Genomic DNA, 14,979 nt, shown 5'->3' with positions numbered 1-14,979 from the left:
ATATCGAAAGTGTATTAAAATTTCCTTGTCAAAAAAAAGGCAAATGTTTATTTAAGACTCTTGCATTTTAATTATTTTTGCCTTTAATTTACACCCTGTAAAATTTTAAAACAATATAATTTAGTTAAATATGGAAATGAATGTTTCAAAAAATGATGAGCAAGTAGTTGCTAGAAAAGCAGGAGGTCTAAACCCGGCTGTTATTATTCCTATTCTATTTTTAATAGGAGTTGCTATTTATTTATTCGTTCTTGGTAATCCAGGAAATTTCAAAGACGCAGATAAACTAGGTGGTGGTTCTGTAGCTTTTTCAAGTGTTGAAGGGAAAGACATTCACCCAGAATCGTTCTTAGGTATTATCTACAAAGGAGGGGTTATCGTACCAATCTTGATTACTTTCATGATTACTGTAATCGTATTCTCTTTTGAAAGATATTTCGTTTTAGGTAAAGCTGCTGGAAAAGGAAACTTAGACAACTTCGTTGTACAAGTAAGAAGCTTACTAAACCAAAACAAAGTTGATGAAGCTTTAGAAGAGTGCGACAGACAGCAAGGTTCTGTTGGAAACGTAGTAAAAGAAGGTCTTACTACTTACAAAGCTTTATCTCACGATACTACTCTAAACAAAGAGCAAAAAATGGTAGCGCTTAACAAAGCGATCGAAGAGGCTACAACTCTTGAGATGCCAATGCTAGAGAAAAACATGATGATCCTTTCTACTTTAGGTACTGTTGCAACATTAGTAGCACTATTAGGTACGGTAATCGGGATGATCAAGGCGTTCTTCGCATTAGGTTCTGGAGGTGGTACTCCTGACGCGGCTGCACTTTCTACTGGTATCTCTGAAGCCTTGATCAACACGGCATTAGGTATTGGTACTTCAGCTATCGCTATCATCCTTTATAACTTCTTTACTTCTAAAATTGACGGATTAACTTACAAGATCGACGAGATCGCAATGAGCATCCAACAATCTTTTGCTGAATTCAACTAAGAATTAGCAAGGAATTTGCATTAAGTAAAAAGAAGTTTAATTAAAAATCATTAATAATAATGGCGAGAGTCAAACCAAAAAGACATGGAGTAGTGACGGATATGACGGCAATGTGTGACGTTGCTTTCCTACTACTTACGTTCTTTATCTTGACCACTCAGTTTAAAAAACCTGACGTGGAGCAGATCAAACCGCCATCTTCAATATCAGAGAAGTTACTTCCTGATGCAAGTTTGATGACTATCAACGCTACGCCGGACGGAAAATTTTATTTCCAGCCAGTAGAAAATGCATCTGAGAGATTACAGCTTTTAGACAACATGGGTAAAAAGTACGGTGTTACTTTTGACAATAATGAAAAAGCTGCATTCCAAAAAGTACAAGCAATTGGGGTTCCTATGAACCAGCTAAAAAGCTATCTTGATTTGTCAGATGACGAGCAGAAGAATTTCAAGAGTCCTACAGGGATTCCTATGGATAGTACAAATAAGCAATTAGTGGACTGGGTAAAAGAAAGTTTAGCCGTAAATCCTGATTACAAACTGGCAATCAAGGGTGACGTTACAACTGAATATCCAAAAGTTAAAAGTCTATTTGAAGGTTTAAGAGATATTGATTTTCTTAAATTTTGGTTGATTACATCACAAGAAGGTAAACCTAACGAATAATATCGATTAGAAATGGCAGAAGTACAAGTACAGGAAAAAGGCGCCAAGGGTGGCAAAGTCCGTTCCAAGAAGCAGAGTACCAGAGTCGACATGACTCCGATGGTGGACTTAGGGTTTCTATTGATTACCTTCTTTATGTTCACAACTACATTCTCTAAACCGAATGTAATGGATTTGGGTCTTCCGGCAAAACCGAAAGATGAAACAAAAAAACCACCTCCAACAGAAATTAAACTTTCTAACTCTATATCTTTATTATTAGGTAAGGACAATAAGATATTTTGGCATCAGCAGGACAATACGTCTTTGACTGACCAGAATCTTAATGAAACTTCTTTTGATAGAGAAGGAATTAGAAAAGTAATTGAGCAGGCAAAAGCAAACGCGGCAGATAAATCTAAATTTACTGTGATTATCAAACCGACTGACGATGCTGTATATAAAAACTTCGTAGATATTCTGGACGAAATGGCAATCACAAAGAGTGAGCAGTACGGTGTTACTGATCTTAAGCCTTGGGAAAAAGCTATTTACGATAGAAAAGTAGGTAACTCTGGAGCAGCAGCTCCTGCAGCACCGGCTACTAAGTAATTGTAAACCATAAATATTGTAAATCTATGGCAAATGAAAATGCGTACAATCCAAATCTTACTTTAGACGAGATTGTATTTGAAAATAGAAACAAGGAATATGGTGCTTATGATCTGAGACATCAGTATCCTAGGCTTCTGACAAAATCTTTTATTGTCGGTACAGCATTATTCCTTATCGCGGCTTTGTCTCCTTTCATTTATCTTACAATTAAGAGACTTACTGAACCACCTAAACAAGAAGTAAAGGCGGAATTAGTAGATGTTCTTCAGGAAGATAAAATTATCGAGCAGCCAAAAGAAGAAGAACCACCTCCACCACCTCCACCTCCAAAAGAGGAAGAGAAAATTGAAATTATTCAGAATGTGGTTCCTGAGCCTGTAAAAGCTCCGAAAATTGAAACTCCACCTCCACCAATTTCTAAGCAATTAGAAACGACAACTGGTTTGGTAAATCAGGAAGGGGTAAAAGCTCCGGCTTATACACCACCTCCACCACCGCCATCAACTGGGACGAAAGCTTCAACTGCTGAAGTTAAGCCTCAAGTTAATGAAAATCAGGTTTATACCGAGGTAGAGCAAACTGCAGAATTCCCAGGAGGTATTAATGCCTTCAGAAACAAAGTATCTAGTAACTTTGACGGATCTGCTATGAACGGAGATGAAGGTACAGTAAAAACTGAAATCACTTTCGTTGTTGAAAGAGATGGAAGTATTACAGACGTTAAAGCTAATGGTGGTAACTCAGACTTCAATGCTGAAGCTGTGAGAACGATCAAGTCTATTAAAAACAAATGGACTCCGGCTAAAATTAACGGACAATCTGTACGTTATAGATTCAGATTACCTCTGACGATGAATTTTGAAGGATAATACTACATTATCTTTAAATAATAATTAAAAAAGAGAAGCTTATGCTTCTCTTTTTATTTTTTTTGGTATTTTTGTTACATGATGTTCAATTGGTTATCCCTAGTTACGGGATTGTTTTATATCGTTTTAGGAGGTGTAGTTATTGTCTACAAATTCTTTTTTACAATTCTTGAACCTGGGGTAGCGTATGCTTTAGGTGCGCTTCTTATTCTTTACGGTATATTTAGAATTTATAGAGCTATTTCTAAAATTAAAGATTCAGGAAATGAAAAATAGTGTGAAAATTGTAGTACTATTTTTCCTTAGTATTATAGCAGTTAGCTGCAAAAATGAAGACAAATCTCCATCTTATCACAAAGGTGAAATGACGATTCTTACAGATGAAGCTTTTAAAAGTGTTACAGAAGCTTTAGCAGAAGGATATATGATTAATTATCCCGAGACAAAAATCAAAGTGGTTACGAAGAAAGAAGACCTTGGTTTTGTTGATTTATTGAATGATAAGGCTAGAATTGCTGTCATGTCAAGAGATCTTACTCCGGAAGAGGTTAAAACGTACGAAGAGCATGTTGACTTAAAGATTTTACCAGCCAGATTCGCTGCAGATGCAGTAGTTTTTATCGTTCCAAAAGACTCTCCAAAAGAAAGTATTTCAATGGATGAGATCACGAAAGGAATGCAGTCTGAAAACAAAGAATTTATCTTTGGAGGAACAAATTCAAGTGATTTAAATTTTGTGGCTCAAAAACTTAAAAAGCAGCCTAAAGATTTAAAATTCTCCATTATTTCTGGAAGTAAAAATATTATTGAAGAATTAAATAAATACCCAGATAAAATCGGTGTAATCGGTCTTAATACCTTCAGCCGCCCTTACGACAAAGAAGCTGAACAATTAAGAAATATGGTGAAAATTCTTCCAGTTGAAAGCAATGGAAAATTATACAATACAGATTTTGAAAACCTTCGTAAAATGAATTATCCTTTTACAAGAGTATTATACTTTTTAACAAACGAAGGAAACTTTAACATTGCGAACGGATTTATAAGATATTCATGCACCCAGTTAGGTCAAATGATCGTACAGAAAGAGGGATTGCAACCCTATAATTTGTACAGAAGAGAAGTGCAAATGCGTTAAAAAGTATTAAATTAACCTTTTATCCAAAATAATTCTACTATTTTGGTCTGAAAATTGTGTACAATATAATTCGATTGAGATTAGAAAATATAAAATGAAAGATATAATGAATATGAATGTAAATAAGATTGCTTTTGGAGCAGCTGTGGTGTTTTTTGCCAACTTTGCCAATGCACAAACGGTACAGGATGGTATCAACAGTATAGACAGCGATAAATTTGCTCAAGCAAAAACTAATTTTACGAACATGATTGGTACGGCACCAACTGCTGAAAATTATTTCTACTTAGGAAATACTTATTTGAAGCAAGGAGAGCCGGACTTTGCCGCTGCAACAGACAATTTCAATAAAGGTCTTGCTGCGGATTCTAAAAGCTATTTGAACAAGCTTGGTTTAGCTACCGTAAAACTTGGAAAAGGTGATAAAAACGCAATCGCTGAAATTCAGAAGATTGTAACCGATTCTAAAGAGAAAGATGCAGAAGTATTGTTCAGAGCTGCAGAAGCTTTAACATTATTTGAAAAAAATAACTCTCCTGACTTAGCAATCCAATTCCTGAATAAAGCAATTGAAAGAGCTGAGAAAAAAGGAGTTCCTGCTCATTACTATTATACTTTAGGTGATGCCTACAGATTGAAAAGAATGCCTGGAGATGCGATGACAGCTTATGATAAAGCACTTCCTTTAGCAAAAAATAAAGCTTCGGTTTATACAAGAATCGGTACACTTTGGATGGCTGCCCAACAATGGCAACAAGCCAAAACAAGCATTGAAAAAGCAATCGCAACTGATGCTACTTACGCACCTGCTTACAAAGCAATGGCTGCCTACGACATCAGATATCAGCAAAATGCAAAAGCAACTCAAGACCTTATCAACTATACAAAATATGCTGACGAGGATCCATATACTCAATTAGAAATTGCTAAGCTTTATTTTACAAACGAAGATTACGCAAACTCTAAGCAAGTTTTAGATAAGATTTTTGATAAAATTAATGATCCAATTAAATTTAAATTAAGAGCTTATCAATTATATGCTGACGGAAATTACGCTGAAGCAAAACAAAATATGGATAACTTCGTTTCTCAGGCTGAAAAGTCAAGAGTACAACCTGCAGATCAAGGTTTACAAGGTTTGATTGCTGCTGGTTTGGCTAAAAAAGAAGCTGATGCTGCTAAGAAAACTGCTTTAATGACAGAAGCTCAACAAAAAGTAGCTATCGCAAAAGCGGCTAAAGATGAAACAATGAAGTGGGATATGGAATTGGCTAAAATCGCTGGTGGAGGTGCTACTTCTCAGGCTGATATTGATGCAGGACCTACAAACCCTACAATTGAAGGCTTAAAGCAAAAAGTTGCGGCTAATTCTCAGGATACAGATTCGCTATTTAAGTTAGCTACAGCTTATCAGGATGCTAAAAACTGGGGTGGTGCAACACAAACTTGGCAGAAAATGAATGCACTTCTTCCTGATTGGGCTCCTGGATATTATAGTTTAGGATATTCTTATCAGCAAGCTGGAAACAATGATGCTGCAAAAATTGCTTACGAGAAATTTATCAGTACTGTAAAACCGGCTGAACAGGAAGCGAACAAACAAACTTTGGCTTATGCGTATTTCGCAGTAGCTTACATGAGCAAAGATTCTGATGTGGCTAAAGCTAAAGATTATGTTGCTAAGTCTGTACAATTGGATCCAACTTACCAAGATGCAGTAAAATTAAATGCAGAAATCAACAAGTAATTTAAAATTTAAATTATAAATATTAGAACTTCCCATTCGTAATGTTTGGGAAGTTTTTGTTTTAAATCTTATCTTTGAAAATATGAAACGTCTAGGATTAAAACTCTTAAAATAGGGTAATAATTATTGGACTTTCTATCTGACAGATTTAAAATTAAGAAAGAACAGATGAAAACAGATATACTTGCATTTGGTGCTCATCCTGATGATGTTGAATTGGGTTGTGGCGGTACAATTGCCAAAATGGTTTCGGAAGGAAAAATATGCGCTATCGTAGATCTTACGAAGGGTGAGCTTGGAACAAGAGGAACCGATGAAACGCGAAAAGTTGAAGCAGGAGACGCTGCAAAAATTCTTGGTGTAGTCGCAAGAGAGAATCTTGGAATGAAGGATGGTTTTTTGGAGAATTCCGAAGAATACCAAATGAGGATTGTAAAAATGATTCGCAAATACCGACCAGAAATCGTGTTAGCCAATGCAATTGATGATAGACATCCAGATCATGCAAAAGGAGCGAAATTAGTATCGGATGCGTGCTTTTTAGCTGGATTAAGAAAAATTGAAACTGTTTTGGACGGAGAGAACCAAGAAGTGTGGAGACCGAAACATGTTTTTCATTATATTCAGTGGAAAAATATCACTCCGGAATTTTGCATTGATATTTCTGAGCACTTAGATAAAAAAATTGCTGCTTGTATGGCTTTCAAAACTCAATTTTATGATCCGACTTCGAAGGAACCTGAAACTCCGATTACATCAAAAGACTTTTATGAAAGCTTAACTTACCGAGCTCAGGATTTAGGGCGTTTATCGGGAGTTGCTTACGCTGAGGGCTTTACGTCTGAAAAGTTAATTTCTTTGAAAAATTTTGATGGAATAGTTTGGTAATTAAAAAATCTTCTCTATATTTGCACTCACAAAACGGTGATTGTAGCTCAGTTGGTTAGAGCGTCGGATTGTGGTTCCGAAGGTCGTGGGTTCGAGACCCATCATTCACCCAATAAAAGTACACTTTTTGAAAAGTGTACTTTTTTATTTTATATCAATTCTGGTTTCAATATATTTCAATTTTTTAGACAAATTTCATTATTAAAATTTTATTTCGTCAATATTTTTTGTGTAAATGCATAAATATGGGGAAAATTGAAATTAAAATATGCTTCTAAACCAAATTTATCCTTAAACACATATAACTTACTGTAGTTATAAAATGGCTGCAATCGATTAAATTTTCGTTAACCTTTTGATAGTCCATTAGAAAACTATACTTTTGCATTCCGCAACATCAAATCATAGTCATGAGAATGTTGTCATTTAAAAACTAAACCTAATCTTAAAACCATGAAAATCAAAACAACTACATTACATTTTATTCAGATCTACTAATTCATTAGTACTAATTGTGTTCGACAATATAGCACAATGTAAATCTTAAAATTTATTAAAAACCACAGGTTATGCTTGATACATGACGTGTGATCTTATCTCTATGGAGTTCAGAAACCATTTAAACGAAGCGAAACCGAAAAGCTATACGAGTAGGAAAACATCTAAAAACTAAGCATGAAGAGAATTCTTTATTTATTACTGTTGCTAATCAGCATACAGTCGTTTGCCCAATGCTGGAAAAGTATAAGTACCGGATCTTACCATTCGGTAGGGATAAAAACAGACGGAACACTTTGGGCATGGGGAAATAATGGTAGCGGTCAATTAGGAGACGGCACAAGCATGAGTAAAAGTACACCAGTTCAAATAGGAACAGGAAATAACTGGCTCACAGTTTCTACCGGCAGTGCATCTACAGTCGCTATTAAAACCGATGGAACGCTTTGGGCGTGGGGAATGAACATCTATGGACAAGTAGGTGACGGTACAACTTCAAATAGATATTCACCTAAGCAAATAGGTACAGATACAAACTGGAAAAGCATTAGCGCTGAAGGTCCACACGTAATGGCTATAAAAACAAATGGAACTCTTTGGGCTTGGGGCCGTAATCTCTTCGGAGAATTAGGTGCTGGAGTTATAGGTAATAACGTAACGTCTCCTATTCAAGTAGGTACAGATACTAACTGGCGAAGTGTTTCACTGGGAAGTGCTCATACTTTAGCTACAAAAACAAACGGAACACTGTGGACATGGGGACTCAACAGCAGTGGTGAATTGGGTGACGGAACAACTGTTACTAAAACGTCTCCTGTTCAGATGGGAACGGCAAATGATTGGAAAGATGTTGCTGCAGGTAATGGACATTCTTTAGCAACTAAAACAAATAGTGTACTGTATACATGGGGGAGAAACGATGTTGGACAATTGGGAACGGGTACTTCTATACAATATAGTTCGACACCTATAGTAATTTATCAGGGGGTACAGAGTATTGCAGCAAATTCCATCCACTCCGCTTTTATTTCGTCCAATGGCTCTCTTTATACATTTGGATATAATGAAAAAGGGGAATTAGGAGACGGTACAACAACAAATAGAAATGTACCGACACTTATTGGAACAGCTACTGACAGAAAAACTGTTGGATTAGGAATATCAAATACAATGGTCATCAATGTAGATGGGTTTTTGTCAATTTGTGGAGACAATACGGTAGGACAAATAGGCGATGGTACTACAATTCAGAGAAATACACTTACTCAGGTTAATTGTTCGATGGTTTGTAATCCTCCAAGCCAGTTGTATACATCAAATATTACTTCTACAACTGCTACTCTTAACTGGACGGGCTCAGTAACTGCACCTACCGGAGGATATGTTTACGCTTATGGAACTTCTCCAACTATGGGGGCAGCTAATGGAAATACAATTTCAACAACGGCCAGTGCAAACAACTTGTTGCCTAATACCACTTATTACTGGTGGGTAATGTCTAATTGCGGATCTAATCAAAGCGCTTGGATTCCGGGAGGATCTTTTACGACACTTCCTCCTGCGGGTTGTTGGCAAAAAATTAGCGCAGGTAGCACCCATTCTTTGGGAGTAAAAATAGATGGAACACTTTGGGCATGGGGAAGTAACCAGTTTGGCCAGTTAGGTGATGGGACAGCTGTTGATAAAAATACTCCAACTCAGATAGGAACTGCCAATAATTGGAGAAAAGTTGTTGCAGGTGCTCTATATTCAATTGCAATAAAAACAGATGGAACACTTTGGGCTTGGGGCTACAACTGGTCAGGTCAACTCGGAGACGGAACTACGATCAACAGAAATATCCCGACACAAATAGGATTCGCGACTGACTGGACTGAGGTTGATATAGCAAGCAATCATACATTAGCAATAAAAACCAACGGAACACTTTGGGCTTGGGGATATAATAATAATGGACAATTAGGAGACGGTACTACCGTGACTAGACTTTTACCTACACAAATAGGAACAGCAACTAATTGGCGAAGTATAGCAACTGGTATTGAGTTTTCTCTAGCAATAAAAACCAATGGAACACTTTGGGCTTGGGGAGCTAATGGATCTGGTCAATTGGGTGATGGTACGACAGTAAATAAAACATCACCTGTACAAATAGGAACTAGTACGAATTGGGCAAATATTGCAGCGGGAGCTTATCATTCTGTAGCAAGCAATGCAAATGGAGCTCTCTATACTTGGGGAAGAAATACCGAAGGACAACTTGGTGATGGTACATTTAACAATCGATCTACACCAACTTTAGTATTTGATCAGATTAAAAGTATTGATGCAGGATGGTATTATACGGTAGGTACTATAATTCCCGGAAATATGTTTTTTTGCGGGCAAAACGATTATGGACAGCTGGGTAATGGTACAACCAATAATGGTTCAAACTCAATTTCTGTAAGTAATGCTAATGACTTTAACATCATTTCTGCAGGTGCATATCATACTTTAGCTTTAGATAATGATGCTTTTTTAAAAGCTACTGGAAATAACGAATCAGGACGATTAGGAGACGGTACTACAGTAAATAAAACTTCATTCACCTCCGTCACTTGTCCGGTGTCGGCAACTTGTAATCCTCCAAGCCAGTTATATACATCTAATATAACTTCTTCATCAGCTACTCTTAATTGGGTAGCACCAACATCGGCTCCTGGCAGTGGTTATCAGTATCTTTACAGTACAAGTTCAACGATTGGCGGTATAGATGGAAGTACGTATTCCACAACGGCAAATTTGACGAATTTATTACCTAATACCATTTATTATTGGTGGGTAAGTTCTAATTGTGGACCAAGTGGTCAGGTCAATTGGATTCCTGGAGGATCATTTACTACACTTACTACATCTACAACAGGTTGTTGGCAAAACTTTAGTCCGGGAGATACTTATTCACTAGGAATAAAGACCGATGGAACATTATGGGCTTGGGGAGGCAACAACTATGGACAGTTAGGAGATGGTACGACAGTTACTAAAACTACTCCAACACAAATTGGATTAGCAAGTAATTGGTCAAAAGTATCTGCCGGTAAGTTTCACTCTATAGGATTAAAAACCGATGGAACATTATGGTCTTGGGGTTATAACAATAATGGACAGTTAGGTGATGGAACTTTAGTAAATAAATCTACTCCGACACAGATAGGAACTGCAAATGATTGGACAAGTATTGCAACTGGAGACAATTACACAATGGCAATAAAATCCAATGGAACTCTTTGGGCTTGGGGACTTAATGATAATGGACAGTTAGGAGACGGAACAGCAGTAAACAAAGTTACTCCAACGCAAATAGGAACAGCAAATGATTGGAAAACTGTCGCACCAGGAGTATTACATACAGTTGCTATCAAGGCTAATGGAACATTATGGGCTTGGGGACTTAATAGTAGCGGACAATTAGGTGATGGAACTACAGTTCCTAAAAATACACCAACACAAATTGGAACAGATACAAATTGGAAAAACATTATTGGTGGGCTTAATTATTCATTAGCAATAAAAACCGATGGAACATTATGGGGTTGGGGATTAAACAATTATGGACAATTAGGTGACGGAACCACAACCAATAAAATAAGCCCTACTCAAATAGGATCATCAACAAATTGGCAGAGTATTGATGCTAACAATTTTTATACTTCTTTAGGAATAAAAGCAGATGGAACACTTTGGACATGGGGATATAATGATGTCGGTCAATTGGGGGACGGAACTACAATTAGTAAAATTATTCCAACACAAATAGGGACATCAACGAACAGACAGACCGTAATTGGAGGTTCTTTTAATACGTTTGTAATAGACAACAGCGGGTTTTTATCCGGCTGTGGAAATAACAGCTCTGGTCAAATAGGAGATGGTACATTTGTTCAAAAGAAAATTTTCGTTCCTGTTGGCTGTCCGGTAAGTACATTAGCAGTGGATGAAACTTCAACAAGATCAAATAATGACAGCTTAAAAGTTTTCCCAAATCCGGTACAGGATTATCTAAATATTTCTAACAATGAAAAGATTGTTTCGGTAACAGTTTACAGTGCGGCGGGACAGTTGGTAACAACTAAAATTATTAATGATACAAAAGGAACAGTTGATTTTTCTGCTTTTGCATCGGGAGTTTATCTTGTTCAGGTAAATACAGGCAATAATAAGATGAAGACGGTAAAAGTTATCAAACGATAAATTTTTAAGAAAAACTTTGATGTAATTATTACATTTTAAGTTCAGCAATAATAATCGGCGTATACAATCTTGTGTACGCCGATTTTATTTTAATAATGCGGTAAAAATGATTGAATTCAATTAAATGAATATCACACTTCAAAAATTAAAGAAACAAGATTATTTCTATCTTAAATACATCAAATACAACCGAAAAGTAAAGGCACAAAAAAAGCACCTTTTTCAGATGCTTGTGTTTTTAATTATCCTTTTTTTAAACTTCGTCGTCAGAATCTATTGTGTAAGATTTGCTTTTGAAGTCTTTGTCATGTTTTTCTGAAATTACATCCTCACCCTTTTCGTTAATGATGAAATCTGTGGACTCATTAAACATCTCCTGAAAACTTTTAAAATCTTCCTTGTAAAGGTAAATTTTGTGTTTCTCGAATGTAGCTTCTCCATTCTCTCCGAAATTCTTCTTACTTTCTGTAATCGTAAGATAATAATCTCCTGCTTTTGTCTCGCGCACATCAAAGAAATAAGTTCTTCTCCCTGCTTTTAACACCTTTGTGAAAATTTCATTTTCATGGCGCTCCTTGTATTCACTCATTGTTAGATATTTTTTAATCTTGTTAAGAACAAATATAAAAGTTTTCTTTTAATCACAAAATTTTTTTTATGATTTATTTAACATTTGTGAACGAATCTGCTATGCGGTTACGGAATTGGTAATTTCTGTTAAGTTAAGGATTTTATCTGCTCTCTGAGCGCTAGACTCTCTGTGTGTGATGATTATGGATGTTGCGTTATGAATTTTTCTATCGATATTTTCAAGAATATTTTGCTCGGTTTCGGTGTCTAAAGCCGACAGAGAATCATCAAAAATAATGATATTTGGGTCTTTAATTAAAGCTCTTGCAATGCAAATTCTCTGTTTCTGACCTCCCGAAAGCATCACTCCACGTTCACCAACCATGGTTTTATACTGTTCTTTAAATTCAACAATATTTTTATCTACGTCGGCGATTTTTGCATATTCTACCATTTTTTCGTGAGTAGGCTTGTCGATAGCAAAACCAATGTTGTTTTCAATAGAATCTGAGAAAAGATAGCTTTCCTGAGGAATATATCCGATGAAGTTTCTATAATTTTCTAAGTTATGTTCTTTTAAATTTTTACCATCAATTAAAATTTCACCTTCAGTCGGATCAATCAAACGGCAGAGTAAAAGGGCAATTGTAGATTTTCCGCTTCCGGTTTTACCCATGATGGCTAAAGATTCTCCGGCTTTTAAGGTAAAGCTAAGATTTTCTAATGCCTTAATTCCAGTATTCGGATACACGTAAGAAACATTTCTGAATTCAATATCTCCTTTAATTTCGTATGTGTCAAAGTTTTTATTGATGATCTCAGATTTTTTATCCATAAATTCATTAATTCTCTGCATTGAAGCTTCTGCTCTTTGGTTTACAGAAGTTACCCAACCCACCATTGAGAAAGGGAAAATCAAAGTATTAATGTACATGAAGAAATCGGCAATTTTACCAATGCTTAATTCCCCAGCAATATATTTTTGTCCGCCAATCCAGATGATAGCAACATTTAATAATCCGATTACGAATAAAATAATGGTAAAGAAATATGCTTCAGTTTTTGCTAAATCTAATGCTTTGTCCTGATAATCGGTAACTTTTACACCGTAATTTTTCTTGATGTAATTTTCTCTTGCAAAAAATTTCACTACACGAATTCCAGAAAAACTATCCTGTACAAAAGTGGAAATCGCAGACTGACTTTTCTGCATAATTTTCGACTTTTGATTAATAATTGAACTTACCTTATAGATTGCGTAAGATAAAATCGGCAACGGCAACAAAGTCCAAAGCGTCATCGAAACATCTGTAGTCAGCATATAAATTGCGGTTATAATTACCAAAACGATCAGGTTCGCAACATACATAACTCCGGGACCTAAATACATTCTAACAGCAACAACATCTTCACTTAATCGGTTCATTAGATCTCCGATGGTTGTTTGTTTATAATCCGTTAAAGATAAATCCTGATAATGTCTATAGATTTTGTTTTTCAGTTCATATTCGATTCTTCTTGATGCAACGATGATGGTTTGGCGCATCATGAATGTGAAAAATCCAGTCAGTAAAGAACAGCCGACAATAATGGCAACATAGATTAAAACCTGTTTGTTGAAACCTAAATTCCCGTTTTTGGTAAGCTCATCCACAGATTTTCCTACGAACTGAACTTTATATATGTTGAAAAAATTACTGGCAATGATAAATAATACCCCCCAAAATAGCAATATTTTGTGTTTCCAGAAGTAAGGGTTCAGAGTTTTTAACGCTTTCATATAGTTTTACAAAATTACAAAAATGTCATGAGACTTAGAATTTCATCAATTTTAAATTTTGTATCTTTGCACCCATAAAAAAGCTCTTTGAATGTTAGGAAGACGACAAATCCGTGAAAAAGTAGTACAGACTGTGTATTCATACTACCAGAATCCTGTAAAGTTTGATGTATTAGAGAAAAACATGTTTGCCGGAATAGAGAAAATCTATCATCTCTATATCTACCAGCTCAACTTCTTGGTTTCTCTGAAAGAATTGGCTGAAAACCAAATCGAGATTGGAAAAAACAAATACATTAAAACTGATGCTGATATCAATCCTAACCAAAAATTCATCAACAATCAAGTTTTAATTAAATTGGAAGAAAATCCTGAGAGATTATTTTTCACAGGACAGCACAAGCAATTGAAGTGGGACTTGCATGATGATCTGTTGGTTAAAACTTTCCAAAGAATTACAGCGGGAAAGCGTTATCAGGATTTTATGAAGGAAGAAGGATATTCTTTTGAAGACGATCAGAAATTTATTGGTAAATTATTTTTAAGATATATTGCCGAAAATGATGATTTCCATGATTATCTTGGTGATAAAGAACTTTCTTGGTATGATGATATTCACATCGCCAACTCGATGGTTCAGAAAACAATTGGTTTCCTGAAAGAAGATGAAGAAAGCAGAACTTTAATTAAAATGATTAAAGATGATGAAGATAAATCTTTCGCCATGAAACTATTGAGAAATACTTTGGATAGCTGGGAAGCCAATGAAAAGAAATTGGAAGAAAGACTGGAAAACTGGGATTTGGAAAGAGTTTCTTTGATGGATAAAGTGATTTTATCAACTGCTATTTCGGAACTTGATAATTTTCCTTTTACCCCTTCAAGAGTTATTATTAATGAATATATTGAGATTGCAAAAGTATTTGCGACAGACCGTTCGAATATCTTCATTAATGGAATTTTAGATAAATATTGTAAAGATTTAAATAGAATATAAATT

Annotated in this window: 12 protein-coding genes and 1 tRNA gene; 11 read left to right on the top strand and 2 right to left on the bottom strand. The window is 35.6% G+C overall.

Annotation, left to right across the window (positions count from 1 at the left end; all coding sequences use genetic code 11):
- Positions 1–130: 130 nt before the first annotated feature.
- From ACKX2A_RS09230 to ACKX2A_RS09185, 10 genes are all read left to right on the top strand, one after another.
- Positions 131–994, top strand: a complete 864-nt coding sequence (locus ACKX2A_RS09230) for a MotA/TolQ/ExbB proton channel family protein (RefSeq protein WP_259110324.1) — start codon at positions 131–133, stop codon at positions 992–994.
- 59 nt (positions 995–1,053) lie between these two features.
- Positions 1,054–1,662, top strand: a complete 609-nt coding sequence (locus ACKX2A_RS09225) for an ExbD/TolR family protein (protein WP_415329062.1) — start codon at positions 1,054–1,056, stop codon at positions 1,660–1,662.
- A gap of 12 nt (positions 1,663–1,674) precedes the next feature.
- Entirely contained in the window at positions 1,675–2,253 is a 579-nt protein-coding gene (locus ACKX2A_RS09220) for an ExbD/TolR family protein (RefSeq protein ID WP_415329061.1), read from the top strand.
- Between the two features lie 26 nt (positions 2,254–2,279).
- On the top strand, positions 2,280–3,125 hold the full coding sequence (locus tag ACKX2A_RS09215) for an energy transducer TonB (protein ID WP_415329060.1): 846 nt from the start codon (positions 2,280–2,282) through the stop codon (positions 3,123–3,125).
- Positions 3,126–3,203: 78 nt separating this feature from the next.
- Complete coding sequence (locus ACKX2A_RS09210) at positions 3,204–3,401, top strand: C4-dicarboxylate ABC transporter (RefSeq protein ID WP_415329059.1); 198 nt, start codon at positions 3,204–3,206, stop codon at positions 3,399–3,401.
- Complete coding sequence (locus ACKX2A_RS09205; RefSeq protein WP_415329058.1) at positions 3,391–4,263, top strand: PstS family phosphate ABC transporter substrate-binding protein; 873 nt, start codon at positions 3,391–3,393, stop codon at positions 4,261–4,263. Before ACKX2A_RS09210 ends, ACKX2A_RS09205 begins: the two co-directional genes overlap by 11 nt.
- Before the next feature lie 94 nt (positions 4,264–4,357).
- On the top strand, positions 4,358–6,010 hold the full coding sequence (locus tag ACKX2A_RS09200) for a tetratricopeptide repeat protein (RefSeq protein WP_415329057.1): 1,653 nt from the start codon (positions 4,358–4,360) through the stop codon (positions 6,008–6,010).
- A 168-nt stretch (positions 6,011–6,178) separates the two neighbouring features.
- A complete protein-coding gene (gene bshB1, locus ACKX2A_RS09195) occupies positions 6,179–6,898 on the top strand; it encodes a bacillithiol biosynthesis deacetylase BshB1 (RefSeq protein ID WP_415329056.1) in 720 nt (239 codons plus the stop codon).
- Between the two features lie 35 nt (positions 6,899–6,933).
- A tRNA-His gene (locus ACKX2A_RS09190) sits at positions 6,934–7,009 on the top strand.
- A gap of 564 nt (positions 7,010–7,573) precedes the next feature.
- Complete coding sequence (locus ACKX2A_RS09185) at positions 7,574–11,629, top strand: T9SS type A sorting domain-containing protein (RefSeq protein ID WP_415329055.1); 4,056 nt, start codon at positions 7,574–7,576, stop codon at positions 11,627–11,629.
- A gap of 253 nt (positions 11,630–11,882) precedes the next feature.
- Here the strand turns inward: ACKX2A_RS09185 and ACKX2A_RS09180 are convergent, their stop codons facing one another.
- Both ACKX2A_RS09180 and ACKX2A_RS09175 read right to left on the bottom strand, forming a co-directional pair.
- Positions 11,883–12,218 carry a DUF3276 family protein gene (locus tag ACKX2A_RS09180; protein WP_034679055.1) on the bottom strand — a complete coding sequence of 112 codons (336 nt, stop codon included), beginning with the start codon at positions 12,216–12,218 and terminating at the stop codon, positions 11,883–11,885.
- A gap of 99 nt (positions 12,219–12,317) precedes the next feature.
- Positions 12,318–13,979, bottom strand: coding sequence for an ABC transporter ATP-binding protein (locus ACKX2A_RS09175; RefSeq protein WP_415329054.1), 1,662 nt, complete (start codon positions 13,977–13,979; stop codon positions 12,318–12,320).
- A gap of 91 nt (positions 13,980–14,070) precedes the next feature.
- On the opposite strand from ACKX2A_RS09175, the gene ACKX2A_RS09170 reads away from it, so the two are divergent.
- Complete coding sequence (locus tag ACKX2A_RS09170) at positions 14,071–14,976, top strand: transcription antitermination protein NusB (protein ID WP_415329053.1); 906 nt, start codon at positions 14,071–14,073, stop codon at positions 14,974–14,976.
- Positions 14,977–14,979 lie beyond the last annotated feature (3 nt).

It is taken from the genome of Chryseobacterium sp. MMS23-Vi53 (assembly GCF_047651245.1).
Taxonomy (GTDB): domain Bacteria; phylum Bacteroidota; class Bacteroidia; order Flavobacteriales; family Weeksellaceae; genus Chryseobacterium.
This window is presented reverse-complemented; position numbering and strand designations above follow the sequence as displayed.

What these genes read in the sequence shown, in the direction of transcription:
- ACKX2A_RS09205 (WP_415329058.1), top strand. Translation starts at nt 3,391, where the DNA reads ATGAAAAATAGTGTGAAAATTGTAGTACTATTTTTCCTTAGTATTATA.
- ACKX2A_RS09215 (WP_415329060.1), top strand. Translation starts at nt 2,280, where the DNA reads ATGGCAAATGAAAATGCGTACAATCCAAATCTTACTTTAGACGAGATT.
- ACKX2A_RS09220 (WP_415329061.1), top strand. Translation starts at nt 1,675, where the DNA reads ATGGCAGAAGTACAAGTACAGGAAAAAGGCGCCAAGGGTGGCAAAGTC.
- ACKX2A_RS09210 (WP_415329059.1), top strand. Translation starts at nt 3,204, where the DNA reads ATGATGTTCAATTGGTTATCCCTAGTTACGGGATTGTTTTATATCGTT.
- ACKX2A_RS09185 (WP_415329055.1), top strand. Translation starts at nt 7,574, where the DNA reads ATGAAGAGAATTCTTTATTTATTACTGTTGCTAATCAGCATACAGTCG.
- ACKX2A_RS09170 (WP_415329053.1), top strand. Translation starts at nt 14,071, where the DNA reads ATGTTAGGAAGACGACAAATCCGTGAAAAAGTAGTACAGACTGTGTAT.
- ACKX2A_RS09225 (WP_415329062.1), top strand. Translation starts at nt 1,054, where the DNA reads ATGGCGAGAGTCAAACCAAAAAGACATGGAGTAGTGACGGATATGACG.
- ACKX2A_RS09230 (WP_259110324.1), top strand. Translation starts at nt 131, where the DNA reads ATGGAAATGAATGTTTCAAAAAATGATGAGCAAGTAGTTGCTAGAAAA.
- bshB1 (WP_415329056.1), top strand. Translation starts at nt 6,179, where the DNA reads ATGAAAACAGATATACTTGCATTTGGTGCTCATCCTGATGATGTTGAA.
- ACKX2A_RS09200 (WP_415329057.1), top strand. Translation starts at nt 4,358, where the DNA reads ATGAAAGATATAATGAATATGAATGTAAATAAGATTGCTTTTGGAGCA.
- ACKX2A_RS09175 (WP_415329054.1), bottom strand. Translation starts at nt 13,979, where the DNA reads ATGAAAGCGTTAAAAACTCTGAACCCTTACTTCTGGAAACACAAAATA.
- ACKX2A_RS09180 (WP_034679055.1), bottom strand. Translation starts at nt 12,218, where the DNA reads ATGAGTGAATACAAGGAGCGCCATGAAAATGAAATTTTCACAAAGGTG.